The 23,899-nt window shown below is 71.5% G+C and carries 23 protein-coding genes; 9 read left to right on the forward strand and 14 right to left on the reverse strand.

What is annotated here, in order from left to right; translation table 11 throughout:
* Positions 1-6: 6 nt before the first annotated feature.
* The 5 genes from AB0G28_RS15135 to AB0G28_RS15155 all read right to left on the reverse strand — a co-directional run bounded on the left by AB0G28_RS15135 (position 7) and on the right by AB0G28_RS15155 (position 6,181).
* Positions 7-510, reverse strand: coding sequence for a hypothetical protein (locus AB0G28_RS15135; RefSeq protein ID WP_361088458.1), 504 nt, complete (start codon positions 508-510; stop codon positions 7-9).
* A gap of 19 nt (positions 511-529) precedes the next feature.
* Entirely contained in the window at positions 530-1,684 is a 1,155-nt protein-coding gene (locus AB0G28_RS15140; protein WP_361088460.1) for an acyl-CoA dehydrogenase family protein, read from the reverse strand.
* The gene (locus AB0G28_RS15145) at positions 1,681-3,666 is read right to left on the reverse strand and encodes a biotin carboxylase N-terminal domain-containing protein (protein WP_361088463.1); all 1,986 of its coding nucleotides are present in this window, start codon (positions 3,664-3,666) and stop codon (positions 1,681-1,683) included. The genes AB0G28_RS15140 and AB0G28_RS15145 overlap by 4 nt, the downstream gene beginning before the upstream one ends.
* 2 nt (positions 3,667-3,668) lie before the next feature.
* Complete coding sequence (locus tag AB0G28_RS15150) at positions 3,669-5,282, reverse strand: carboxyl transferase domain-containing protein (RefSeq protein WP_361088466.1); 1,614 nt, start codon at positions 5,280-5,282, stop codon at positions 3,669-3,671.
* 128 nt (positions 5,283-5,410) lie between these two features.
* Positions 5,411-6,181 (reverse strand): SGNH/GDSL hydrolase family protein, encoded by a 771-nt coding sequence (locus AB0G28_RS15155; RefSeq protein ID WP_361088469.1) that lies wholly within the window; start codon positions 6,179-6,181, stop codon positions 5,411-5,413.
* A gap of 196 nt (positions 6,182-6,377) precedes the next feature.
* On the opposite strand from AB0G28_RS15155, the gene AB0G28_RS15160 reads away from it, so the two are divergent.
* Together AB0G28_RS15160 and AB0G28_RS15165 are read left to right on the forward strand one after the other, a co-directional pair.
* Positions 6,378-6,968: a TetR/AcrR family transcriptional regulator gene (locus AB0G28_RS15160; RefSeq protein ID WP_361088472.1), complete on the forward strand. Its 591-nt coding sequence runs from the start codon at positions 6,378-6,380 to the stop codon at positions 6,966-6,968.
* A 46-nt stretch (positions 6,969-7,014) separates the two neighbouring features.
* Entirely contained in the window at positions 7,015-7,515 is a 501-nt protein-coding gene (locus tag AB0G28_RS15165; RefSeq protein WP_020641092.1) for a hypothetical protein, read from the forward strand.
* Here the strand turns inward: AB0G28_RS15165 and AB0G28_RS15170 are convergent.
* Together AB0G28_RS15170 and AB0G28_RS15175 are read right to left on the reverse strand one after the other, a co-directional pair.
* The gene (locus tag AB0G28_RS15170) at positions 7,512-8,621 is read right to left on the reverse strand and encodes a homoserine O-acetyltransferase (protein WP_361088476.1); all 1,110 of its coding nucleotides are present in this window, start codon (positions 8,619-8,621) and stop codon (positions 7,512-7,514) included. The genes AB0G28_RS15165 and AB0G28_RS15170 overlap by 4 nt on opposite strands.
* Entirely contained in the window at positions 8,618-9,916 is a 1,299-nt protein-coding gene (locus tag AB0G28_RS15175) for a bifunctional o-acetylhomoserine/o-acetylserine sulfhydrylase (RefSeq protein WP_361088479.1), read from the reverse strand. The genes AB0G28_RS15170 and AB0G28_RS15175 overlap by 4 nt, the downstream gene beginning before the upstream one ends.
* A 168-nt stretch (positions 9,917-10,084) precedes the next feature.
* Here AB0G28_RS15175 and rdmE point away from each other — a divergent pair, with 168 nt between their 5' ends.
* On the forward strand, positions 10,085-11,629 hold the full coding sequence (rdmE, locus tag AB0G28_RS15180; RefSeq protein WP_361088482.1) for an aklavinone 12-hydroxylase RdmE: 1,545 nt from the start codon (positions 10,085-10,087) through the stop codon (positions 11,627-11,629).
* A gap of 207 nt (positions 11,630-11,836) precedes the next feature.
* Here rdmE and AB0G28_RS15185 read toward each other — a convergent pair whose 3' ends face one another.
* On the reverse strand, positions 11,837-12,238 hold the full coding sequence (locus AB0G28_RS15185; protein ID WP_361088485.1) for a hypothetical protein: 402 nt from the start codon (positions 12,236-12,238) through the stop codon (positions 11,837-11,839).
* Positions 12,239-12,546: 308 nt separating this feature from the next.
* On the opposite strand from AB0G28_RS15185, the gene AB0G28_RS15190 reads away from it, so the two are divergent.
* Genes AB0G28_RS15190 through AB0G28_RS15200 form a run of 3 tightly spaced genes read left to right on the forward strand, consistent with a single transcriptional unit; the run spans position 12,547 to position 14,330 of the window.
* Positions 12,547-13,515: a hypothetical protein gene (locus AB0G28_RS15190; RefSeq protein ID WP_361088488.1), complete on the forward strand. Its 969-nt coding sequence runs from the start codon at positions 12,547-12,549 to the stop codon at positions 13,513-13,515.
* Positions 13,505-13,876: a roadblock/LC7 domain-containing protein gene (locus AB0G28_RS15195; protein ID WP_361088491.1), complete on the forward strand. Its 372-nt coding sequence runs from the start codon at positions 13,505-13,507 to the stop codon at positions 13,874-13,876. Before AB0G28_RS15190 ends, AB0G28_RS15195 begins: the two co-directional genes overlap by 11 nt.
* A gap of 31 nt (positions 13,877-13,907) precedes the next feature.
* Positions 13,908-14,330 carry a hypothetical protein gene (locus AB0G28_RS15200; RefSeq protein WP_361088494.1) on the forward strand — a complete coding sequence of 141 codons (423 nt, stop codon included), beginning with the start codon at positions 13,908-13,910 and terminating at the stop codon, positions 14,328-14,330.
* Positions 14,331-14,389: 59 nt separating this feature from the next.
* Here AB0G28_RS15200 and AB0G28_RS15205 read toward each other — a convergent pair whose 3' ends face one another.
* A complete protein-coding gene (locus AB0G28_RS15205; RefSeq protein WP_361088497.1) occupies positions 14,390-15,010 on the reverse strand; it encodes a methyltransferase domain-containing protein in 621 nt (206 codons plus the stop codon).
* A gap of 50 nt (positions 15,011-15,060) precedes the next feature.
* Here AB0G28_RS15205 and AB0G28_RS15210 point away from each other — a divergent pair, with 50 nt between their 5' ends.
* On the forward strand, positions 15,061-16,617 hold the full coding sequence (locus tag AB0G28_RS15210; protein WP_361088500.1) for a helix-turn-helix domain-containing protein: 1,557 nt from the start codon (positions 15,061-15,063) through the stop codon (positions 16,615-16,617).
* 162 nt (positions 16,618-16,779) lie between these two features.
* Positions 16,780-17,697, forward strand: a complete 918-nt coding sequence (locus AB0G28_RS15215) for a zinc metalloprotease (protein ID WP_361088503.1) — start codon at positions 16,780-16,782, stop codon at positions 17,695-17,697.
* Between the two features lie 65 nt (positions 17,698-17,762).
* Here the strand turns inward: AB0G28_RS15215 and AB0G28_RS15220 are convergent, their stop codons facing one another.
* Positions 17,763-18,182: a pyridoxamine 5'-phosphate oxidase family protein gene (locus tag AB0G28_RS15220; RefSeq protein WP_361088506.1), complete on the reverse strand. Its 420-nt coding sequence runs from the start codon at positions 18,180-18,182 to the stop codon at positions 17,763-17,765.
* The gene (locus tag AB0G28_RS15225) at positions 18,179-19,114 is read right to left on the reverse strand and encodes a zinc-binding dehydrogenase (protein ID WP_361088509.1); all 936 of its coding nucleotides are present in this window, start codon (positions 19,112-19,114) and stop codon (positions 18,179-18,181) included. Before AB0G28_RS15225 ends, AB0G28_RS15220 begins: the two co-directional genes overlap by 4 nt.
* 172 nt (positions 19,115-19,286) lie before the next feature.
* On the opposite strand from AB0G28_RS15225, the gene ald reads away from it, so the two are divergent.
* A complete protein-coding gene (gene ald, locus AB0G28_RS15230; RefSeq protein WP_361088512.1) occupies positions 19,287-20,402 on the forward strand; it encodes an alanine dehydrogenase in 1,116 nt (371 codons plus the stop codon).
* Between the two features lies 1 nt (position 20,403).
* Here ald and AB0G28_RS15235 read toward each other — a convergent pair whose 3' ends face one another.
* From AB0G28_RS15235 to AB0G28_RS15245, 3 genes are read right to left on the reverse strand one after another with little or no spacing between them, the layout of a single operon-like run.
* On the reverse strand, positions 20,404-21,519 hold the full coding sequence (locus AB0G28_RS15235; protein WP_361088515.1) for an acyltransferase: 1,116 nt from the start codon (positions 21,517-21,519) through the stop codon (positions 20,404-20,406).
* 45 nt (positions 21,520-21,564) lie between these two features.
* Positions 21,565-22,923, reverse strand: a complete 1,359-nt coding sequence (locus AB0G28_RS15240; protein WP_361088518.1) for an ATP-binding protein — start codon at positions 22,921-22,923, stop codon at positions 21,565-21,567.
* The gene (locus AB0G28_RS15245; RefSeq protein WP_361088521.1) at positions 22,916-23,593 is read right to left on the reverse strand and encodes a response regulator transcription factor; all 678 of its coding nucleotides are present in this window, start codon (positions 23,591-23,593) and stop codon (positions 22,916-22,918) included. Before AB0G28_RS15245 ends, AB0G28_RS15240 begins: the two co-directional genes overlap by 8 nt.
* Positions 23,594-23,899 lie beyond the last annotated feature (306 nt).

The following is a 23,899-nucleotide window of genomic DNA, read 5'->3' on the forward strand; positions in this document are numbered from 1 at the left end:
GGATGGCTACCAGCAAGCGCCGGGATACGCGCGGCCGTTCCGGTACTGCCGTTCGAAGGCCTTTATCGAACTACAGAAGCCATCGACTACCCCTGCTTCCACCGCGTCTTCGACGGCCGCGCCGTCCTGCAGCGGCGTCCAGACGCCCGGCGCCAGCTGGACGGCCTTGGCGGTTCCTTTCATCTGGTACCAATTCCGGACCTGGTTCGGCAGCGACCGAACGGCGACGACTTTCGGATAGCCGGAAGGAAACGCCGCCGTCGGCTCAGCGGAAGATGACGCGATCGGCGTACTGACCGCCGCAGAGGCGGAGGGCGTCGGGGGGACGCTCGACGTCGTCGCGGGCGAGGTCGTTCGCACCGCATCGAGCGTGCCCGCGGTAGGCGGCGTCGTACCCGCCGATGCGCATCCGGCCGCGACACAGACTGCCGCGGCACATACCGCGACGAGCGAGAACCGCATCGTGACCTCCTCGTCAAGCAGTCCTTGCGAGCCACAGTCGGAGATCACGCATCGAACGTTACGAGGTTCAGACCACCCCGAGGTGGCGCGAGATCAGCATCTTCTGGACCTCGCTCGTCCCCTCCCCGATCTCGAGGATCTTCGCGTCGCGGTAGAAGCGGCTCACCGGGAACTCGTTCATGAAGCCGTAGCCGCCGAAGATCTGGGTCGCGTCGCGGGCGTTGTCCATTGCCGCGTTCGAGGCCACGAGCTTCGCGATCGATGCCTCCTTCTTGAACGGCTCGCCTCGCAGCATCTTCGAGGCCGCCTGGTAGTACGCCAGGCGTGCGGTGTGCGTGCGGACCTCCATGTCGGCGATCTTGAACTGGATCGCCTGGTACTCGCCGATCCGCTTGCCGAACGCGACGCGGTCCTTCACGTACTTCAGGCACTCGTCGACGCAGCCCTGCGCCAGTCCCACCGACAGCGCCGCGATCGCGACCCGGCCCTCGTCCAAAATGGACAAGAACTGCGCGTATCCGCGGCCGCGGACGCCGACCAGGTTCTCGAGCGGCACCCGGACGTCCGAAAAGGACAATTCGTGTGTGTCCGAGCAGTTCCAGCCGACCTTCGAGTACTTCGGCGCCACCTGGAACCCCGGTGTGCCCGAAGGCACGATGATCGCCGAGATCTCCTTGCGGCCGTTCTCCATCACGTCCGTCACCGCCGTGACCGTGACCAGCCGGGTGATGTCGGTGCCCGAGTTCGTGATGAACGCCTTGCTGCCGTTGATGACCCACTCGTCACCGTCCTGGGACGCCCGCGTGCGCGTCGCCCCGGCGTCCGAGCCGCCGCCTGGCTCGGTCAGGCCGAAGCCGCCGAGCGCAGTGCCCTCGCACAACGACGGCAGCCACTTCTCCTTCTGCTCCTGCGTCCCGAAGCGGAAGATCGGCATCGCGCCGAGAGAAACCCCGGCTTCCAGGGTGATCGCGACGGACGAGTCGACGCGCGCCAGCTCCTCCAGCGCCAGGCACAGCGCGAAGTAGTCGCCGCCCATGCCGCCGAACTCCTCGGGGAACGGCAGGCCGAACAGGCCCATCTCGCCCATCTTCGCGACGATGGCGTACGGGAACTCTTCCTTCTCGTACAGCTCGCCGATCACCGGCGCGACTTCGGCGTGCGCGAAATCCTCGACGGTCTTGCGGAGGGACTCGTACTCCTCGTCCAGGCGGAAGTCGATCACTGCTGCTCCTCGTGGGGCTTCACTACGGCAAGGGTTTCGTCCAGCGCGACCTGTTGGCCGGCCCGGACGGGGAGTTCGCTGACCACGCCGTCGATCGGCGCGGTGACCGTGTGCTCCATCTTCATCGCTTCGACGACCAGCAACGGCGTTCCGGCCTTCACGACGTCACCCGCGGCGACCTTCACGACGAGCACCGTGCCTGGCATCGGGCTGGTGACCGGCCCGGCGCCAGCTGCCTCGCCACGGGACGAAAGCACGAACTCCTGGTCCCCGAAGGGAAAGCTCAGGCCGTCACGAGCCAGCCAGACCGTCCTGTCAGGACCGCAGGCTTGACGGTATCGGTGGAAGCCGCCGGCGTGGCGGATCTCCAGGACGTCACCGTCCCGCCGGGCCGACACGTGAACCGGCGAAGCGTCGTCGACGAACACCGTCGCGGAAGACGGCGTTCCCTGGACCCGGACCACCGCGCGGGCGGCGCCGGACTTCAGCCGGAACGTCACCCCGCCGGAGCCGCCCATCCGCCAGCCGTCCGGCACGTCCCACGGGTCCACCACGGGACCCGGCGGCTGCAGCTCCAGGAACCGGTCCAGCGCGGCCGCGACGAAGAACTCCGCGGGCACCTCCGGCGAGACCACAGTGGACAGGCTGCGGTCGACCAGCTCGGTGTCGAGGCGGCCGGCGCGGACGTCGGCGTCGGCCAGCAGCCCGCGCAGGAACGCGGTGTTCGTGCCGATGCCCAGCAACGCCGTGTCGGCCAGGGCCAGGTCGAGGCGGTGCAGCGCCGCCGCGCGGTCCGGGCCCCAGGCGATGACCTTGGCCAGCATCGGGTCGTAGTTCGAGCCGACCACCGCGCCGGGCGTCATCCAGGAGTCGACGCGGACGCCTTCGCCGGACGGCTCGTGCACCGCCAGGACCGTGCCGCCGGTCGGGATGAAGCCGCGCGCCGGGTCTTCGGCGTACACGCGGGCCTCGACGGCGTGGCCGGTCAACACCACGTCTTCCTGCGTGAGGGAAAGCTCTTCACCCGCCGCCACCCGGACCTGCCACTCGACCAGGTCGAGGCCGGTGACCAGCTCGGTGACGGGGTGCTCGACCTGCAGCCGGGTGTTCATCTCCATGAAGAAGAACTCGTCCGGGTTCTTCGCCGACATGATGAACTCGACGGTGCCCGCGCCGACGTACCCCACCGAGCGCGCTGCCTCGACGGCCGCCGAGCCCATTTTCTCGCGGGTGGCCTCGTCGAGCAGCACCGACGGCGCTTCCTCGATGATCTTCTGGTGCCGGCGCTGCAGGCTGCATTCGCGCTCGCCGAGGTGGAGCACGTTCCCGTGCGCGTCGGCCAGCACCTGGATCTCGATGTGCCGCGGCGTCGTGACGAACCGCTCCATGAGCAGCGTGTCGTCGCCGAAGGACCCCTTGGCCTCGCGCCGCGCCGATTCGACGGCCGCGTCCAGCTCGTCGGGGGCGTGCACCAGCCGCATGCCCTTGCCGCCACCGCCGGCTGACGGCTTCAGCAGCAACGGGTAACCGACCTTCGCGGCGGCATCGGCGAAACCACCGGGAGGGATGTCCACGTCGGACGCGCCCGGCACGACCGGGACTCCGGCCTTCGACACCGTCGCCTTCGCTCGGATCTTGTCGCCCATGGCGTCGATCGCCGCGACCGGCGGGCCGATGAACACGAGCCCGGCGGCCTCGCAGGCGCGCGCGAACTCGGCGTTCTCCGCCAGGAAGCCGTAGCCCGGGTGCACGGCCTGCGCACCCGACGACACGGCGGCGTCCACGATGGCCGGAATGGAGAGGTAACTGCGAGCGGCTTCCGCCGGGCCGATGCGCACCGCCGTGTGCGCCTCGCGGACGTGCCGCGCGTCGGCGTCCGCGTCGCTGTACACCGCGACCGCGCGGATGCCCAGGGCCCGCAGGGTGCGGATGACCCGGACCGCGATCTCGCCCCGGTTCGCGACCAACACTGAGTCGAACATGATCACATCCGGAAGACGCCGTAGTTGACATCGGACAGGGGTGCGTTGGCCGCCGCCGAGAGGGCGAGGCCGAGCACCGTGCGGGTGTCCGCCGGGTCGATGACGCCGTCGTCCCACAGCCGCGCGGTCGAGTAGTACGGGCTGCCCTGCGCCTCGTACTGCTCGCGGATCGGGTTCTTGAACGCCTCTTCGTCCTCGGCGGACCATTCGCCACCGCGGGCTTCGATGGCGTCGCGACGGACGGTCGAAAGCACCGACGCCGCCTGCTCGCCGCCCATCACCGAGATCCGCGCGTTCGGCCACATCCAGAGGAACCGCGGCGAGTACGCCCGCCCGCACATCGAGTAGTTCCCGGCGCCGAACGAGCCGCCGATAACGACCGTTAACTTCGGCACCCGCGCGCAGGCCACGGCGGTGACCATCTTCGCGCCGTGCTTGGCGATGCCGCCCGCCTCGTACGCGCGCCCGACCATGAACCCGGTGATGTTCTGCAGGAACAGCAGCGGGATCGAGCGCTTGTCGCAGAGCTCGATGAAGTGCGCGCCCTTCATCGCCGACTCGGCGAAGAGCACGCCGTTGTTCGCGATGATGCCGACCGGGTGGCCGTGGATCCGGGCGAACCCGGTGACCAGCGTGGCGCCGTACTCCTTCTTGAACTCGCCGAACCGGCTGCCGTCGACGATCCGGGCGATCACCTCGCGGACGTCGTAGGGCACGCGCGGGTCGGTCGGCACGACGCCGTACAGCTCGGCCGGGTCGACGGCGGGGGCTTCGGTCGGCAGGACATCCCAGGGACGCGGGGTGCGCGGCCCGAGCGTCGCCACGATCGACCGGACGATCCGCAGCGCGTGCGCGTCGTCGTCGGCCAGGTGGTCGGTGACGCCGGACTGCCGCGCGTGGACGTCGCCGCCGCCGAGCTCCTCCGCCGTCACGACCTCGCCGGTCGCGGCCTTCACCAGCGGCGGGCCGCCGAGGAAGATCGTGCCCTGGTTCCGGACGATCACGGCCTCGTCGCTCATCGCCGGGACGTACGCGCCGCCGGCGGTGCAGGAGCCGAGCACCGCGGCGATCTGCGGGATGCCGCGCGCGGACATCGTCGCCTGGTTGTAGAAGATCCGGCCGAAGTGTTCACGATCCGGGAAGACCTCGTCCTGCCTGGGCAGGAACGCGCCGCCGGAGTCCACCAGGTAGACGCACGGCAGGTTGTTGTGGAGCGCGACCTCCTGGGCGCGCAGGTGCTTCTTCACCGTCATCGGGTAGTACGTGCCGCCCTTGACGGTGGCGTCGTTGGCGACGACCACGCACTCGCGGCCGGAGACCCGCCCAACCCCGGCGATGATCCCGGCGCAGGGCGCCTCGTCGTCGTACAGTCCGTTCGCGGCCAGCGGCGAGAGTTCCAGGAACGGCGAACCCGGGTCCAGCAGCGTGTCGACGCGGTCGCGCGGGAGCAGCTTGCCGCGTTCGACGTGCCGCGTGCGCGCCTTCTCCGGGCCGCCGAGCCGGGCGCTCGCCAAACGTTTGCGGAGGTCCTCGACCAGCTCCGCGTGGGATGTGGCATTGCGGGCGTAGGCCTCGCTGTCCGGGGCAGCCGAAGTCCCCAGTACCGGCGTGTCCATGGGCTCCCTCGAAGTTAGCAGGCGTTAACCTCCGTCTCGATGTTAGCGACCGCTAACGTGGGTGTCCAGTCGCCGGAACGCCGTGAAGGCCACCCCGGCGGACCGGGATGGCCTTCAGTGGGTGCGGGTCAGCCGATGGCCGTCCGCAGCGGGGTGAAGTAGCCGCCCGACTGCCCGGCCGCGGTCGGGTGGTAGGACTCGATCACCGGCCAGGTCAGGCTGTGCAGGTAGTCGTCGGCCGACGAGCAGATGTTGTGGCCGGCGAACGACGGCCGGACGTCGACGAACGTCGCCCCGGCCGCCGCGGCGCGCTGCTGGGTGACCGACGCGAGCGCGTCGGCGCCCGAGTTGATCGCCGTGCGCTTGGTGTCGCTCAGCCCGACCCAGCAGGAGCCGGGCACGGCGTAGAAGCGCGGGTACGACAGGACGACGAGCCGGGCACCCGGCGCCTTGGCCTTGATCGCGTTGTAAGTGTTGGTCAGCAACGCCGGCAGCGTGTTGTTGACGTACGTCTTCGCCGTGTTGACGCGGTTGACGCAGTCGGAGTCGCTCCCCAGCGTGCAGGACGTCATCACGTCGGCGAAGCCCGCGTCGTTGCCGCCGACGGTCACCGTGACGAGCGTGGCCGACGCGGGGATCGAGTTCGCCTGGTTGATCACGTCGCCGGTCTTCGCCCCCGAGCAGGCGAGGAAGGTGAACGACGTCCCGCTGTGGGCGTTGGCCCACAGTTGCGGATAGGCCTTCGAGCTGCGGTAGCAGCTCCCGGAACTGCCGTAGCTGCCGGCTCCGACTCCCGAGGAGTAGGAGTCGCCGAGCGCGGCGTAGACGGTCCCGGCGGCCTGGGCGAGGCCCGTGACGCCGAGCGAAGCAAGGACAACGGCCCCCAGGGCCGTACTCAACCGTAGGAGGGATCGCCGGAAATTACGGGTGGGAACAGCCATGGGTCACTCCTTTGTGACAGGGCCGACCCAAATAGAACAGCAGGTGGAGGCCCCACAAGGAAGAGCGTGTTACCAGTAAGTAACCCACTCGGCTCACACCGTAAGGCGGGAACGCGTGTTAGCGCTCGCTAACCTGCCGCTCTAATATGGCGGGATGCCGGCCAACTCCACGCCGCTCGTGAACGGCGAGAAGGCGAACAGGCGCGAACAGATCCTGTCCGCGGCCGCCGAACTGTTCGCCCACCACGGCTTCCACGGCGTCGGTATCGACGACATCGGCGCCGCCGTCGGCATCTCCGGCCCGGCGCTCTACCGGCACTTCCGGAGCAAGGACGCGATCCTCGGCGAGATGCTGAACTCGATCAGCCGCTACCTGCTCGACGGCGGCACGAGGTGGGCGGCCCGGCCCGGTGACGCGGACAACCGGCTGGCCGGGCTCGTGGCGTTCCACGTCGGCTTCGCGCTCTCGCACCCGGCCTTGATCACCGTCCAGGAGCGCAACCTCGCGAACCTCACCGACGCCGACCGCAAGCAGGTGCGCGCGCTGCAGCGCCAGTACGTCGAGGTGTGGGTGCGCGTGATCCGCGAAGCGGTCCCCGGCCTCGGAGAACTGGAGGCCCGGTCGGCGGCACACGCCGTGTTCGGACTGATCAACTCGACGCCGTACAACCGCCATCTCGGTGACGGCGAGCTCGCCGAACTGCTCTCCCGGCTCGCATTGGGTGCCCTCCGCGCGGCCGGATGACAGACCCGGATCAAGGTATCCCCACGAGTGGCGTCGCTGGTGTTTGATGGGGCACGTGGATGCGGACTGGAACGAGCAGGAGCTCGTCGAGAAGGCCCAGCGCGCGTTGACCGCGCTGAGCCTCGGTGACGACGCCGAAGCCCTCGTCGAGGTCGCGCCGACGGCCGTCGAACCGCAGGCCCGCGCGGACGAGACGAAGGCGTTGATGCTGCTGCTCTTCGGCGAGTGCAGTGCGATGGTCTCCACTCTCGGCGACGGGGGCAGCGCGCCGGTGAAGGTCCAGGTCTTCGACGAGGACGGCGAAGAGGTCTCGATCGACCAGGCCGACCCGCCGGTGCGGACCGCGGTCCGGACGCTGCTCGCGGAGGTGCACGGCAACACCGAAGCCGCGCAGGAGCAGGTCGAGATCGCCCTGGCCAACGCGGCGCCGGAGGAGGTCGACAGCCTGGTGCTGCAGGCACTGCGCTGGACGATCCGGCTGTCGGTGGAGTGCCTCGACCGCGACCTGCCGGTGGCCCCCTGGATCTCGGAAGCCGTCTCCGACTAACCCAGCAACGCCTTGACCAGGGCCGCGATCTGCCCGGTTTCGATGAGGAACGAATCGTGGCCGTACGGCGACGACACCACCGCCGGCCCGGCCGCGCCCGGGATCCCGTCCGCGATCTCCGCCGACTGGTACAGCGGGTAGAGCCGGTCGCTGTCGACGCCGGCGATCACCGCCCGCGCCGTCACCCGGCCCAGCGCCGCCGCCACGCCGCCGCGGCCGCGGCCGACGTCGTGGGTGTTCATCGACTCCGTCAGGACCAGGTAGCTGTTCGCGTCGAACCGGCGTGCCAGCTTGCCGGCGTGGTGGTCGAGGTAGGACTCGACGGCGAACCGCCCGCCCCGCAAGGGGTCTTCGCCGTCCTGGGGTGCCCCGCCGAACCGCCGGGCCAGCTCCGGCTCGCTGCGGTAGGTGACGTGCGCGATCCGCCGCGCGATGCCCAGACCGGCGTGCGGCCCGGACGGCGCCGAATAGTAGTCGCCGCCGTGGAAGAACGGATCGCTCCGGATCGCGTGCAGCTGCGGAGCCGCCCACGCGATCTGTTCGGCCGACGCCCGCGCGGTCGACGCCAGCACCAGCACCGAGGCCACCCGGGCGGGTAGCGAAATCGCCCATTCGAGGGCACGCATCCCACCCATGGACCCGCCGACGACCGCCGCCCACCGGTCGATGCCCAGTGCGTCCGCCAGCGCCGCTTCGGCCGCGACCTGGTCCCGCACCGTCACGACCGGGAACCGGCTGCCCCACGGCCGCCCGTCCGGATCCGGCGACGACGGGCCGGTGGACCCCTGACAGCCGCCCAGCACGTTCGGGACCACGACGAAGCAGCTCGTCGTGTCCAGAGCCTTCCCCGGCCCGATCAGCTCGTCCCACCAGCCGGCGCTCGGGTGCCCCGGCCCGGCGGGGCCGGCCGCGTGGCTGTCGCCGGTCAGCGCGTGCTCGACGAGGACCGCGTTGGACGCGTCGGCGTTCAGCGTTCCCCACGTTTCGTACGCGAGCGAGAAGGACGGCAGCACGCCACCGGCCTCCAGCGCGAGCGCGCCGGGGCCGGTGACGAACTTCCGGCGGCCTGGCGGATCGCCGATCCGCCAGGCGCCGGTGACGCTCACAGTGCGGCCTTGGCCGCCCGGAATCCGGCTTCGAGGTCGGCCTTGAGGTCCTCGATCCCCTCCAGCCCGACGGCGAGACGGACCAGTCCCGGCGTGACGCCGCTGGAGAGCTGCTCCTCGGGCGTCAGCTGGCTGTGCGTGGTCGACGCGGGGTGCACGATGAGGCTGCGCACGTCGCCGATGTTCACCAGCTGGCTGTGCAACTCGGTGCCGTCGACGAACTTGCGGCCCGCCTCGGCACCGCCGCGCAGGTCGAACGACAGGACCGCGCCCGCGCCGCGCGGGAGGTACTTCCGCGCGTTGGCGTAGTGGGGGCTCGACGGAAGGCCGGCGTAGTAGACCTTCTCGACCTCGTCGCGCTGCTCCAGCCACTCGGCCAGCGCCTGCGCGTTCGAGACGTGCCGCTCGAGGCGCAGCGACAGCGTCTCGATGCCCTGAAGGATCAGGAAGCTGTTCAACGGCGAGATCGCCGCGCCCGTGTCGCGCAGGATCTGGACGCGCGCCTTGGCCGCGTACGCACCCGGTCCAAGCGCTTCCCAGTACTTGAGGCCGTGGTAGCTCGGGTCGGGTTCGGTGAAGCCCGGGAACCGGTCGGTGCCGAAGTCGAACGTGCCGCCGTCGACGAGCACGCCGGCCACCGTCGTGCCGTGGCCGCCGAGATACTTCGTCGCGGAGTGCACGACGACGTCGGCGCCGTGTTCGATCGGGCGCAGCAGGTACGGCGTCGGCACGGTGTTGTCGACGACGAGCGGGACGCCGGCTTCGTGCGCGACGTCGGCGACGCCGCGGATGTCGAGGACGTTGCTGCCCGGGTTGGCCAGCGTCTCGGCGAAGAACAGCTTCGTGTTCGGCCGGACGGCGGCGCGCCACTGCTCCAGGTCGTCCTGGTCCTCGATGAACGTGACCTCGACGCCGAGCTTCGGCAGCGTGTAGTGGAAGAGGTTGTAGGTGCCGCCGTAGAGCGACGGGCTCGAGACGAAGTGGTCGCCCGCGCCCGCGAGGTTCAGGATCGCCGCCGTGGTCGCGGCCGAGCCCGACGCGAACGCCAGCGCCGCGACGCCGCCTTCGAGCGCGGCCAGCCGCTGCTCCAGCACGTCCTGGGTCGGGTTCATGATCCGCGTGTAGATGTTGCCGGGCTCGGCGAGGCTGAACAGGTCCGCGCCGTGCTTGCTGTCGCGGAAGACGTACGACGTCGTCTGGTAGATCGGCGTCGCCCGCGCGCCCGTGGCCGGGTCCGGCGCGGCGCCCGCGTGGATCTGCTTGGTCTCGAAGGACCACGCCGAAGTCTCGGCCATCGATTTCTCCTTGCGGCTCAAGGGTTCCGGAGGGCTTCCAGGCCGAAGCTACTGCGGCCGAACGGAGCACCCAACTGCTCCCACGTCCTGGGAGCAACCCGGTTGCCGAATAGATCTCTCTACATCTAAGATACTCTTCAGATGAGATTCACAGGCAGGGAGGAAGTCATGACGGAGCGAGTGCAGGTCCTGGTCGTGGGGGCCGGACTGGGCGGGCTCACCGCGTCGCTGTTCCTGGCGCGCGAAGGAGTGGAAGTGCTGACCGTGGAGCGGCATCCCGGGACGTCCGTCCACCCCCGCGCCGCCGGGCAGAACTGGCGCACGATGGAGCTGTTCCACTGGGCGGGCATCGACCACGAGGTGCTGGCCGCGAGCCCGCGAACGGGACTGCGGATCACGGTCGCGACCAGCCTCGCCGGCCGCGTCCTGCACCGGATCGCCGAAGACGGCAGCGAGTTCGACGTCTCGGCGTCGACCACGATCCCCTTCGGCATGGCGGGGCAGGACGTCGTCGAACCGATCCTGCTCGCCCACGCCGAGAAAGCCGGCGCGCGGGTGCGGTTCCGGACCGAGCTCACCGAACTGACGCAGGACGACGACGGCGTCACCGCGACACTGCGACACCGGGATTCGGGCGAGGAAACCGTGGTGCGCGCCGACTACGTCGTCGCGGCCGACGGCGGCCGGAGCGGCATCCGGCGGCGGCTCGGCATCGGGACCACCGGGCCGGACGCGCTGAGCCACTGCCTCGGCGTGGTGTTCGACGCCGACCTCGGCGACCGCGTCCAGCCGGGCCTGGCCGACCTGTTCTACCTGCAGCACCCGGACTTCACGGCCGCGCTGGTGAACACCGACGTGCCGAACCGGTACGTCTTCGCGCCGGACTACCACCCGGACCGGGGCGAAAGCCCGGCGGACTTCCCCCACGACCGGCTGGTGGCGATGATCCGCACCGCCACCGACCTGCCCGGCCTGGCACCCGAGATCGTCTGGACCGGCTCGTGGGAGGTCGCCGCGCGGCTCGCCGACCGGTTCTCCACCGGCCGGGTCTTCCTGGTCGGCGACGCCGCGAAGGTGACCCCGCCGACCGGCGGGATGGGCGGCAACACGGCGATCGGCGACGGCGCGGACATCGCGTGGAAGCTCGCCGCGGTCCTGCGCGGCGACGCGGGTCCGGCATTGCTGGACACCTACGAAGCCGAGCGGAAGCCGATCGCGCGGATGATCATCGACACGTCGCTGCACAACATGAAGCAGCGCATGAACCCCGGCCTGGACGTCTCCGGGCTGACGAAGGCCGAGGACCCGCTGGGCATCCAGCTCGGGTTCCGCTACCGCTCGACGGCGGTGTTGCCGGAAGGACCGGACGACGGCGAGCGCGTCGAGGACGTCCAGGCGCCGACCGGGCGGCCCGGCTTCCGGGCGCCGGTCCTGGAGTCCACTGTGGACCTCCTCGGGCAGTCGTGGGTGCTGCTGTGCGCCGCCGACGGCACGCGGTGGCGTCCGGCCGCGGCGGACATCGCGGCGGAACTGGGCATCCGTCTCGACTGCCACGTGGTCGACGGCGACGCGTTTGCGTCCCGATACGGCCTCGCGGCGGGCGGGGCTTCGCTGGTGCGCCCCGACGGCATGGTCGCGTGGCGTTCCCGGGAGCCGGCCGCCGACCCGGCGGGCGAGCTGTGGCGGGTCCTGACAGCGGTCCTGTCGCGTTAGCCGCGCTGCTGCAGCGCGCGGTCCTCGGGGTTTTCGCCGGGGTTTTCGCTGAGCACGAGGTCGTCCCGTCCGGGGCGGTCACCTCGACCCAGCGGCGGCCCTGGTCGTCGTAGGGCACATCCATCGTGGACATGACCACGGCGGAGTTTCTTCGGCGAGCAGTACACCCCCGAGGACATCGACGCGCGGAAGCCGCACGAGGTCTGCTCACCCGGCCGCCGGACGGCCGGCGATTCCGGCGAAGTGCTCGTGCAGTTCGCACACGTGCCGGGCCCAGAAGAGCTGGCGGCCGCCTCGAGTGCGGGGCACCGCCAGCCCTTTGCGGGCCGCGAGCCGGTAGAAGCCGGGCCCGGCGTCGTCGGCACCGAGGTTCCGGACGAGCGCGCCGAGCAGCCGTCCGCCGGCCTCCTCGAACGCGGCCTCGGAGATCCGGTCGAGCAGGTACGCCATGCTCGCGCGCCCGGCGCCGGTGGTGAAGTCGAAACCCGCCACACCGGTTCGGCGGCACAGCGCGGCGGCGAATTCCCCGTACGAAGTGGTCCGGTCCACCACCGCCCGCGCGATCAGGATCTCCCGGCCCGCCTCGATCATCTTTTTCCATTCCGACACGTCACGCCCGTACAAGCCGACCACCTCGCACTTTCCGGCGAATCCCCGAATGACGGCGAGAGGATGCCACAAGATCGAAGCGGGCTCGCAGCGGGGGATGTTCCGGCACAGCAAGGAAATTTCGGCATCCGCAGCCGACGGACGGACGGTTTCTTTTCGCTTCCCCGGCGTCCTCGGCAAGAACTTTCGACTATTGCGAAAAATGGGGGAACCTTCTGGGAATGCCGGGTCTCATGCCATAGAGTCGGCCCCCTCCTCGGGCCTGAAAACGATCAGCCCGGCATTTCCGGAAACCGCAAGGGAGCGCAGTGAGCGACACCCGAGCCCGGTCTTCGTTCGACTTCCTCGCCTGGGCGCTGGGCGAGTGCCGGACGGCCCGGACCACCGGTTCGCTCTACCTCGCGGGCCGCCCCGGCGGCGTCTTCCACCTGCGCGAAGGCCAGGTGATCGCGGTCGACGGCCCGGGCGCGCCCGGAGCGGACGCGCTGCTGCTGCGGTCGGGCCGGATCAGCGAAACGGACTGGTCCGCGGTCCTGCGCACCGCGGCCGGCGGCACGGCACCCCACGACGAGCTGTTCGCCCGCACCGGGATCGGCGGCGCCGAGCTCGGGCTGGTCACCACGATGGCCGCGCAGGACGGCGCCTTCGCCGTCGTGGCCGGCACGATCGACGAGTACGCCGTGGACCTGAAGCCGCTGGACGTGCCGCTGCCGATCGTCCCGGCCCTCGACCCCGGGCTGCTGCTGGCCGAAACCGCGCGGCGGATCGACGCGCTCGCGTCGCTGCCCACGCCGGTGTCCCCGCACCGGGAACGGCTCGCGCCCGTACCCGGCGTGACCGCGACGGCGGCCGCGCTGAGCGCCACCCGCCGCGACATCGTCGCCTGCGCCAACGGCCGCCGCAGCGCCCGGGACATCGCGTTCCTGCTCGGCCGCAACGTCTTCCCGGTGACGGTCGAGGTGTCCCGGCTGGTCGGAGACGGGCTGCTCACCGTCGCCGACCCCACCCCCAGGGTCACCGGCGGACCGCTGCGGCCGCTCCGCCCGCGCGCCCCCGAAGCCGGCAGGACGGCCGTCGTCACCGAGCCGAAGCCGCCGCTGCCCCGGCGCGAACCGGGCGCGAGCGGCGTCACGGACACCGCGCGTCCACAACGGACGTCCGGCTGGCAAGCGCTGCCCCGGCTGCTCAACCGCATCCGGGCCGGGCCGGGCGGTGCCGCGCAAGGAGACACCGAAGACGACAACCCACCTCCGAAGGGAACCGCACGTGGACCGTGACGCGCTGGCCGGCGAGCTCAACGCGCTCCGGCGGGAGGTGAGCGGGGTGACCGACGCCCTCGTGGCCGGGGTCGACGGCCTGCTCATCGTGGCCGACACCGAAGACCGGATCGACCCCGAGGGCGTCTCCGCGCTCGCCGCCGCCCACCTCGGCCTGTCGCACACGACCGCCGCCGCGATCGGCCAGGGCGCGTTCCGCCAGGCCGTCGTCCGCAGCAGCGGCGGCTACCTGGCCGTCTACTCCGTCGACCGGCTCGCGCTGATGGTCGTGCTCGGCGACGAAGGCCTCGACATCGGCCGCCTGCACCGCGCTTCCCTGCCCACGATCGAGCGGATCGGCTCGATCCTCACCGCCTGCTGAACCCCGGACCCCCACGAGAAGGAGAACTGACATGCTGGGCAACGGCCAGAACATGTCGGACCAGATGAGCCTCATGGTCAAGCGGATGCGACAGGAGGTGCCCGACTGCCTGGCCTCCGGCGTCGTCGACCTGGCGACCGGCATGCTGCTGGCCGTCGAGACCACCGACGCCCACCCGCCCGAAGTGCTGGACCTGCTGGCCGGGGCGACCCTCGACATGTTCCAGGGCCGCACCGTCGTGATGATCGAGGACATCTTCAAGGAGCGGCGCGGCGTCGCCAGCGGCGAGCACTACTTCCAGGAGATCCTCGTCAACAGCGCCAACCTGACCCACCTGTTCATCCGGAACAACCGGAACGCCGACGTGGTCGCCGTCGTCGTCTGCCCGAAGTCGGTGAACATCGGCATGCTCTTCGCCGGTGCGCGCCGCGTGGTCAAGGGCCTGGAGCTCTGACCCCCTGATCGCCTGCCGGGGCGGCGCGTCCGCCCGCCACCGCCCCGGCAGGCCCTGGCTCAGCGCCGGCCGAGCACCCAGTGGAAGGTCGCCGGCCCCTCCGGCTCCCGCATCGTCACGGTCTCGTCCACCTCGAGGGTGAACCCGGCGGCGGCGAGCAGCCGCCGGTTTTCCGCCGGGGCGTGGCTGCTGAAGAACATCGGCGCACCCAGCCAGTCTTCTTCGACGCCGTTCGCCTCGCTGCACCCGAGCGCGGCCAGGAACCAGCCGCCGGGACGCAACCAGCCGGCGATCCGCGCGAAGAGCGCGCCCTGATCCTCGCGGGGCACGTGCAGCACCGAGTAGAACGCGGTCACGGCGTCGAAGCGACCGTCCGGAAAGGACAGTCCGGTCATGTCGCCCCGCTCGAACCGCGCGTCGGGGACGTTCCGCCGCGCCAGTTCCAGCTGCGCCGCGGAGACGTCGACGCCGAGGACGTCGTGCCGTTCGGCGAGCGCCGCGGTGCTCGGTAGCCCGGCGCCGCAGCCGAGGTCGAGGACCCGGGCGCCGTCGTCGAGCCGGCCGGTCAGCTCCGCCACGAACCGCGCCCGCGGGTCGTCCGGGATGCGCGCGCTCCACTCGAGGTACCGCTCGGCCACGCTGTCGTAACCGCTTTCCACGATCTGCCGGGCTTCGCTCACCCGGACGACCCTACCGAGCCGCCGACGGGTTTCTCGGCGAGAATGACCCCGTGGTCTCGGTACGCAGCGTGGTCGACCGGGTGGGGCCGACGCTGCTCCACGCACTCCAGGTGCCCGACGACTCGCCCGCGGTCGCCGACGTCGTGATCGCCGAGCCCGGTGGCGCGGTCACGTTGTCCGCCGGCGACCTCGTGCTCGGCGTCGCCACGGTCGGCCCCGAAGACGCCGCCGAGCTGGTGAAACAGAGCGCCGGGCAGGGCGCCGCCGCCGTGCTCCTCAAGCCGCCGGTGGCCGCGAAACCCGCCGTGAAACGGGCCGCGAAGGCCAGCGGGATCGCGCTCATCCAGGTGCACGCGGCGACGTCGTGGGCCCAGCTCGTCTGGCTGCTGCGGACCGTCCTCGACGCCCTCGCCGACGAGTCCGAGGACCTCGACCCCGGTTCCGGCGACCTGTTCCGGCTGGCCGACGCCGTCGCGAGCGTCGTCGACGCGCCGGTGACCATCGAGGACACCAACTCGCGCGTGCTCGCCTACTCCGCGCGCCAGGACCTCACCGACCCCGCGCGCGTGGCCACGATCATGGGCCGCCGCATCCCGGACGACGTGCTCGCGCGGTTCCGGTCGCGCGGGGTGTTCCGCGAGCTGTCCCGCGGCCGCCAGACGATCTTCGTGCCCGCCCAGCGCGACGGCACGCTGCCGCGGCTGATCGTGCCGATCCGGATGGGCGGCGAGCTGCTCGGCTCGATGTGGGCGGTGGTCGCCGGGCCGGTGTCCGACGAGCGCGCGGCCGCGTTCGCCGACGCCGCCCCGGTCGTCGCGCTGCACCTGCTGCGGCGCCGCGCGCACACCGACGCGCAGCGCCGCGCGTCGGCCGAGCTGCTGCGCGCGATGCTCGAAGGCCGGGCGAACCCGCGCAAGGCGATGGCCGAGCTGGACCTGGCCGACGAGCCGCACCGGGTGGTCGTCATCGAGGTCACCGGCGGCGACGGCCGCGACGCCGAGGGCCTGCGGCTGGCCCTGCTCGAACGGATCTCGCAGGGCATCGGCACCCGTCCGGTGGCGACCGAGCTGGGCGGCCTGCTCTACGCCGTGGTCCCGGACCGTCCCGGCCGCGGCGGCTGGGCGGAACTGCGCGAGGCTCTCGTCGCGACGGGACCGTCTCGTCGCACTGGCGCTCCGCGCGCGGCCGCGGGCGCCCCCGGCGAGATCGGCGACCTCTCGGTGTCGCGCGCCCAGGCCGACGAGGCCCTCGGGCTGCTGCGCGCCGAGCTCACCGGCGAGCGCGTGATCGCCTTCGACGAAGCCTGGACGGCGTTGACGCTGCACCGCGGCGCGACGGCGGCGGCCGCGGCGAAGGTCGCCGACCTCGGCCCGCTGGGCGCCCTGCGCGCCCACGACGAGACGAGCAAGGCGGGTTACGTCGAGACGCTCTACGAGTGGCTGCGGCACCCCGGCGACCCGCGGGCGGCGGCGCGGGAGCTGCGGATCCACCCGAACACCCTGCGGTACCGGATGCGGAAGCTGCTGGAGCTGGTGCCGCTGGACCTCGACGACCCCGACGTCCGGCTGGCGCTGCTCACCCAGCTCGTCGCCCTCCGCTGGAGCTGATGGGCCGTTCGGCGTAGCGCTCGACTTATGCGTTACTCCGCATGGATCGCGCCGATCGTTCGGATTGTCTTTTCCAGCCGAAAGATGGTGGATAACGAAGATCGCGTGCCGCATTTTCTCTTCACCACCCCGGGTAGCCGGGTCGTTGCAAGAGGAGTGTCCATGCGCAGTTCGGAGCGGCTCGCCCACGCCGTCAAGCTGGGGGCGGTTTCCGCGCTCTCCCTGGTCGCCCTGGCCGTCCCGGCCGCCGGAGCCGGGAGCGCCACCGCGGCGCCCAGCAGTGACTGCTTCACCCCCGCCCACGCTGCCGACCGCAGCAAGGACGGCCACGCCGACACGGTGTCCCCGGCGGAGGCGGCCCGCATGGAAGCGGACCTGCAGAGCAAGCTCGCCGGCAAGCGCACGGCGCGCACCGCCCAGGCGGCCGCGGTGTCGATCCCGGTGTACTTCCACGTGATCACCAGCGGCTCGACCGGCAACCTGCCGGCGTCGACGATCAGCAAGCAGATCTCGGTGCTCAACAGCGCGTACGCCTCGAGCGGCTTCAGCTTCTCGCTGGTCAGCACCGACTACACGAACAACTCCACCTGGTACAACGGCATCACCGACGGCACGTCGGCCGAGCGCAACATGAAGAACGCGCTGCGCAAGGGCGGCAAGAACGCGCTGAACATCTACACCGCCAGCCTCGGCGACGGCCTGCTCGGCTGGGCGACGTTCCCGTCGAGCTACGCGTCGCAGCCGAAGATGGACGGCGTCGTCATCCTCGACGAGTCGCTCCCGGGGCGCTCGGCGACGAACTACAACGAAGGCGACACGGCCACCCACGAGGTCGGCCACTGGATGGGCCTGTACCACACGTTCCAGGGCGGCTGCTCCGGTTCGGGCGACTACGTGTCGGACACCCCGGCCGAAGCGACGGCGACGTCCGGCTGCCCGGCGAACAAGGACACCTGCACCTCGGCGGGCAAGGACCCGGTCCACAACTTCATGGACTACAGCTACGACAGCTGCATGTACGAGTTCACCGCGGGCCAGGCCACGCGGATGCAGAGCTCGTGGACGGCCTACCGCGCCTGACGCCCGCTCCCGCGGCAAGTCCGTGAAGGCCCCCTTCCCGGCTCTTATGGCCGGGAAGGGGGCCTTCACGGCACTTCGTAGCTGAGGTCTGTCGCCACCAGGCGGGACGGACGCAGGTGCACCCACAGGGTGTCCGCGTTGTCGTGCAGGTACGCGCGGAACCGCGGATCCCAGCGTTCTTCGTCGTCGCCGAGGTAGCGCACGAGCTTCCGGCGGCCGCGGGGGACGTCGAAGGGGCGCAGGTCCGCGTCACCGCTCGCCAGCACCTGCCGGACCAGCCCCGTGTCCAGCTCGCAGACGTCCACGGTGAGCGCGATCCGCGGCCGCGCGCGGACCCGGGCCGGCAGGCGCGACCACGGCCCGCTGAGGATCCAAAACGCCCTGCCTTCCCAGAGGTACCACGTGGGCCGCACGGTCGGCCCGTCCGTGGCGACCCGCGCGGTGAGCGGCCGCGCGAGGAACTCGTCGACGTCGAAGTCCCTCATACGACCAGGAGCGTCTTTCCCACCGTGGCCCGGGATTCGATCGCTGCGTGGGCGTCGGCGGCCTTCTCCAGCGGGAACCGCTGCCCGATCACCGGGACCAGCCGGCCGGCCGCCGCTTCCGCCAAAGCCGACTCCGTGAACGCCCGCATCTCCTCCGGTCCCCCGATCGACCGCACCAGCGAAACTCCCCGCGCCGCAGCGTCCTCTTCGGACACTTCCGCCCACGCGCCGCCCGCCAGGCCGTACATCGCCATCCGGCCGCCGCGGCGCAGCAGCCCGAACGCCGCCGTGCCGATCGCGCCCCCGACGCCGTCGAAGACGACGTCCACCGGGCCGACCGATGACGTCCAGTCCGGCGCGAGGTAGTCGACCACCGAGTCCGCCCCGAGCACGCGGGCCACCTTCGCCGGTCCGCCCGCCGCGCCGATCACCGAAGCGCCCGCTGTCTTCGCCAGCTGCACCAGCAGGCCGCCGACGCCACCCGCCGCCGCTTCCACCAGGACCCGGTCGCCGGGCCCGACCCCGGTGGCGCGCACCAGGCCGGTCGCCGTCCGGCCGTCCGCGAGGAGCGCCACCGCCGCGTCGAGCGAGAGCGCGGAGGGCACCCGGAACACCGCCGTCGCGTCCACCGCGACGCGCTCGGCGTACCCGCCGGAACCGCCCGTCGAGGTCACCACCCGTTCCCCCACGAGCCCGGGGTCCACCCCCGCGCCGACCGCGCTGATCACGCCGCCCACGCCGTTGCCCGGGATCAGCGGCGGCGAGGCCCGGAACGGCCCGGCACCGCCCGCCCGGAACTGCGTCTCGACGAACGTGGTGTTCGCGAACGCCACCTCCACCAGCACCTGACCGGGCGCCGGCACCGGATCCGGCGCGTCCCCCGGGACCAGCACCTCCGGACCGCCGAACTCTCTCAACCACACGGCTCGCATGCGTTCACGCTGCAACTTCAAGCGAAGTCGAAGTCAATGGCCTTGTCCGGCGAGCACCACGATCGACCTGACGAACTGTCCGCGCAGCACGATGACACCGCTGTCCGGGTGGCTCACCGTGAGTGGCAACACCGCACCGATTCCGGACGCAGACCGACCCAGGAGGCCGACCGTGCGTATCGCCGTTCCCCGTGAAATCAAGAAGCACGAGTACCGGGTCGCCCTGACCCCGGCCGGGGTGCACGAGCTGGTCGGCCGCGGGCACGACGTCTTCGTCGAGACGGGCGCCGGGACGGGTTCCTCGATCACCGACGAGGAGTACGTCGACGCCGGCGCGAAGATCCTCGCCACCGCCGACGAGACGTGGGCCGAGGGCGAGCTCGTCCTCAAGGTCAAGGAGCCCATCGCCGAGGAGTACGGCCGGCTCCGGCGCGACCAGGTCCTCTTCACCTACCTGCACATCGCCGCCGACCGGCCGCTGACCGACGCGCTTCTGGCCGCCGGCACCACCGCGATCGCCTACGAGACGGTGCAGACCGCGAACGGCGCCCTCCCGCTGCTCGCCCCGATGTCCGAGGTCGCGGGCCGGCTGGCCCCGCAGGTCGGCGCGTTCTCCCTGATGAAGCCCAGCGGCGGCCGCGGTGTGCTGCCCGGCGGCATCCCCGGCGTGCACCCGGCGCGCGTCGTCGTCATCGGCGGCGGCGTCGCGGGCCTCAACGCCGCCCGCGTCGCGCTCGGCCTCGGCTCGGACGTCGAGATCCTCGACACCAACGTCGACCGCCTCCGCCAGATCGACAACGACTTCGGCGGCCGCATCCGCACGGTGACGTCGAACCGGCTGTCGGTCGAGGAGTCCGTGCTGCAGGCGGACATGGTCATCGGCGCGGTGCTCGTCCCGGGTGCGAAGGCGCCGAAGCTGGTCTCGAACGACCTGGTGGCCCGCATGAAGCCGGGCAGCGTGCTCGTCGACATCGCGATCGACCAGGGCGGCTGCTTCGCCGACTCGCGCCCGACCACGCACGACGAGCCGACCTACACCGTCCACGAGTCCGTCTTCTACTGCGTCGCGAACATGCCGGGCGCGGTGCCCCGGACGTCGACCTACGGCCTCACGAACGTCACGCTGCCCTACGCGGTCCAGCTGGCCGAGCACGGCTGGAAGGCCGCCCTGCAGGCCGACGCCGCGCTGGCCAAGGGCCTCAACACGCACGACGGCGCCCTGACGAACGGCCCGGTCGCGGTGGCCCACGACCTGCCGCACACGCCGCTGGACACCGTCCTCGCCTGAGCTAACCCGCCCGAGCGGGCTCCTGTCGCACCGCGGCAGGGGCCCGCTCTCCTTTTGCCAGTAGCCGCCGCCCGGAGGCGATCGAAGGCAGCTCCACCCACCGCCGCAGCCCGCACGCGAAGAGCAGCGCGACGGCGGAGGTCGCGACGGCCTTGCCCAGCCCGGCCGGGAACACCAGGCCGGTCACGCCCGCGGCGCCGGTCTGGGCGAGGTAGAGCGCGTACGACCGGTCCCCGATGTACGTCAGCGGACGGCTCGAGAGCAGCCGCCGGACCGGGCCCTGCGCGAGCACGGCCACGAGCAGCAGCGCCGAGCCCGCCGCGTAGACCGGGACGACGCACTGCCAGTGCCCGCCGAGCTGTTGCCCCAGCGGCTTGACCGACAGCTGCAGCACGCCGAATCCGAGCGCGACCAGCACCGCGGCGGCCGGGCTGGTCAGCGGCCGCAACACGGCGAACCCCCGCGGGTGGTGCAGTGCCAGCCCGAGCAGGCAGCCGATGACCAGCGAGCAGTAGTGCACGCTGAGCTCAGCCCACCGCTGCGAAGGTGCGAGCGGCAACGCTCCGAAGAGGACACCGGTCACCACGCCGCCGCCGATCAGCAGGCGCAGCGCGGTCTTGCCGGTCTTCGCGAACGACGTCAGCACGAGCAGCGCGGGCCAGACGAGGTAGAACTTCTCCTCCACGCCCAGCGACCACGACGTCGGGTACGGCGTGTTGTAGCCGACCAGCTCATTGCCGAAGACCAGGTAGAACGGCATCGCGTCGGCGAGCCGGCTGCTCCGGTACGCCCCGGCGAGCGTGACGGCCAGCGCCGTCAGGCCGAGCAGCAGGAAGTACACCGGCATGATCCGGAAGACGCGGCGGAGGTAGAAGCCGCGCAGCGAGACGCGGCCGGCGGAGTCCTCTTCGCGCAGCGCCAGCGTGGTGATCAGGAAGCCGGACAGCACGAAGAACAGCTGGACGGCGATCCAGCCCTGCAGCCGGTCGACGACCGGGCCGCCGTAGTGGAAGAACACCACGGCCAGCGCGGCGAGCGCCCGCAGGCCGGTCAGGCCCGGGAACCACGAGGAAGCCCGGTATTCGGCGTGGTCGAGAGGCCGCCAGGAGATGTTCATGCCCGCAGCGTCGATCTTGGCCGCTGAACCGGGCCTGAAGCGGGCTTAAGACGTCTTCAGCTCCGGCAGCCGGACGACGAACCGGCTGCGGCCCTCGACCGCCGCCGTGCCGTCGTGGGCGCGGGCGATGTCGGCGACGATCGCCAGGCCCAGCCCGGAGCCGCCCTCGTCGCGGTCGCGCGCGTCGTCCAGCCGGACGAAGCGGTCGAAGACGCGCTCGCGGTCCGCTTCCGGAATGCCGGGCCCGTCGTCGTCGACCGTCAGCACCGCCTGTCCGTCCACTGCGGACACCGTGACGGCGACGCGGGAGACGGCGTGCCGCTGCGCGTTGTCGACGAGGTTGCGGACCAGCCGTTCCAGCCGCGACCGGTGACCGCGCACCGACGGCGTCCCGGTGACCTCGACTTCGACCCCGCTCCGGCCGGCCACGACGGCACTGACCACTTCGGACAGTGCGACCGGTTCGAGCCGGTCGGGGCCGGCGTGGTCGAGCTTGCCGAGCAGGACGAGGTCGGCGACGAGGTCCTGCAGCCGGGTGACGTCGAGCAGCGCGTTCTCGCAAGCGTGCTGCCAGTCGAGCCGGTCGGGATGGGCCAGGAGCACTTCGAGCTGGGTCCGCAGCGACGCGAGCGGGGTGCGCAGCTCGTGCGACGCGTCGGAGGCGAACCGGCTCTGCCGGGTGACGGCCTCGTCGAGCCGGGCGAGCATGGTGTTCATCGTCCCGGCCAGCCGCGCGATCTCGTCGCCGGTGCGCGGGTCCGGGACGCGGCGGCCGAGGTCGTGCGCGCCGATCTCGGCGACCTCGCCGCGGATGGCCTCGACCGGACGCAGCGACCGCCGGACGGCGAGCCACGCGATGACGCCGATGAGCAGTGCGACCGCGGGCACGCCCGCCGTCAGCACGGTGCGGACGGAGTCGACCGCTGCCTGTCCCTCGGGATCGAGCTGCACGCCGGCGTAGACGTCGTACTTGCTGTCGCCGCTGTAGGCGTGCACGACGTGCAGGGTGAGGTCGTCGTCGAGCCCGCGCAGCTCGGGCGCGCAGCCGACGGACGCCCGCGCGGACCGGTCGTACTGGTACGGCCGCAGGGTGACCTCGGTGTCGTAAGCGGCCAGTGTTGCTTCGCGCAGGACCGGGCAGGACGCGACCGACGCGCCCTGCTTGTCCTTGACCTCGTAGATCGAGTCGCGGACGAGCAGCGCGAGGTCGCCGGGCCGGGCGCCGGTGTTCAGCAGCTGGACGATCGCGTCGGCATGGGCGTCGGCGAGCTGCGTGGCGGCGTTCTCGAGGCGGCTCTGCGCCTGGAGCACGAACCACACCGACACCGCCCCGAGCGCCACCGCGGACGCGGCGAAGGCCGTGACGGCGACGCGGAACCGGGTCGAGCGCCGGAAGTCAGGCACCCGCGGTCACCACGTGGTAACCGGCGCCGCGGACCGTCCGGATGGTTTCGGCCCCGAACGGGACGTCGATCTTGCGCCGCAGCGCGCTGACGTGCACCTCCACCAGGTTGGCCGTCGCGGAAGCGGCGAAGTCCCAGAGGTTGTCGAGCAGCTCGGCCTTGGTGACGACCTGCCCGGGCCGCTGCATGAGGTAGGCGAGGAGGGCGAACTCCTTGCCGGTGAGCGTGATGTCCGCCGTGCCGCGCCGGCAGGTCCGGCTCGCCTGGTCGAGCTCGAGGTCCCCCAGTTTGAGGACGCCCGGCCGGGTGGCGCCGCCGCGGCGGATGAGGGCGCGCAGCCGCGAGAGGAGGACGCCGTAGGAGAAGGGCTTGGGGAGGAAGTCGTCGGCCCCGGTGTCGAGGGCCTCGATCTCGTCGTCCTCGCCGTCCTTGGCGGTGAGCATGAGGATCGGGGTGCTGTTCCCCTGCTCCCGCAGCCGCCGGCAGACGCGGTAGCCGTTCAGCCCCGGCAGCATGATGTCCAGGACGATGGCGGCGTAGGGGTGTTCGGTGGCGTGCCAGAGGGCATCTCGCCCGTTGTGGGCGACATCGACGGCGTACCCCTCGGCGGTCAGCCCGGCCCGCAGCGCCTCGGCCAGCCGCCGTTCGTCCTCCACGAGCAAGATCCGCATCGCGTCACGATGCCACACGACCTGCGGTGACGCGGGCACAAGGACCACGCTGGTAGCCGAGCGCGAGGCACCGTGGGGGCTCCGGGGGCTCGGCCCCCGGGCAATACGACGAAGTCGAAGCGAAGCGGAGACGAAGGGGCGACCCGCTCAACCAGCCTGGGGGTCACTGGGAGCGGGCCGCCGATACCTAGCTTAGAGGTCGCGGGCTGACTTCGCTGCACCGGGTCGGCAAGTCGCACGAATTCTTTACCAAGTTGATCTGACCGGCCCCGCGAAACCTCAGGTCAGCGCCCCCGGCGGTAGCGG

The organism is Amycolatopsis sp. NPDC021455 (genome assembly GCF_040640995.1).
GTDB lineage: Bacteria > Actinomycetota > Actinomycetes > Mycobacteriales > Pseudonocardiaceae > Amycolatopsis.

Excerpts from the sequence above, each read along its gene's own strand:
- AB0G28_RS15145 (WP_361088463.1), bottom strand. The coding sequence starts at position 3,666 with ATGTTCGACTCAGTGTTGGTCGCGAACCGGGGCGAGATCGCGGTCCGG.
- AB0G28_RS15150 (WP_361088466.1), bottom strand. The coding sequence starts at position 5,282 with ATGGACACGCCGGTACTGGGGACTTCGGCTGCCCCGGACAGCGAGGCC.
- AB0G28_RS15160 (WP_361088472.1), top strand. The coding sequence starts at position 6,378 with ATGCCGGCCAACTCCACGCCGCTCGTGAACGGCGAGAAGGCGAACAGG.
- AB0G28_RS15165 (WP_020641092.1), top strand. The coding sequence starts at position 7,015 with ATGGGGCACGTGGATGCGGACTGGAACGAGCAGGAGCTCGTCGAGAAG.
- AB0G28_RS15175 (WP_361088479.1), bottom strand. The coding sequence starts at position 9,916 with ATGGCCGAGACTTCGGCGTGGTCCTTCGAGACCAAGCAGATCCACGCG.
- rdmE (WP_361088482.1), top strand. The coding sequence starts at position 10,085 with ATGACGGAGCGAGTGCAGGTCCTGGTCGTGGGGGCCGGACTGGGCGGG.
- AB0G28_RS15200 (WP_361088494.1), top strand. The coding sequence starts at position 13,908 with ATGCTGGGCAACGGCCAGAACATGTCGGACCAGATGAGCCTCATGGTC.
- AB0G28_RS15215 (WP_361088503.1), top strand. The coding sequence starts at position 16,780 with ATGCGCAGTTCGGAGCGGCTCGCCCACGCCGTCAAGCTGGGGGCGGTT.
- AB0G28_RS15220 (WP_361088506.1), bottom strand. The coding sequence starts at position 18,182 with ATGAGGGACTTCGACGTCGACGAGTTCCTCGCGCGGCCGCTCACCGCG.
- AB0G28_RS15225 (WP_361088509.1), bottom strand. The coding sequence starts at position 19,114 with ATGCGAGCCGTGTGGTTGAGAGAGTTCGGCGGTCCGGAGGTGCTGGTC.
- AB0G28_RS15235 (WP_361088515.1), bottom strand. The coding sequence starts at position 21,519 with ATGAACATCTCCTGGCGGCCTCTCGACCACGCCGAATACCGGGCTTCC.
- AB0G28_RS15245 (WP_361088521.1), bottom strand. The coding sequence starts at position 23,593 with ATGCGGATCTTGCTCGTGGAGGACGAACGGCGGCTGGCCGAGGCGCTG.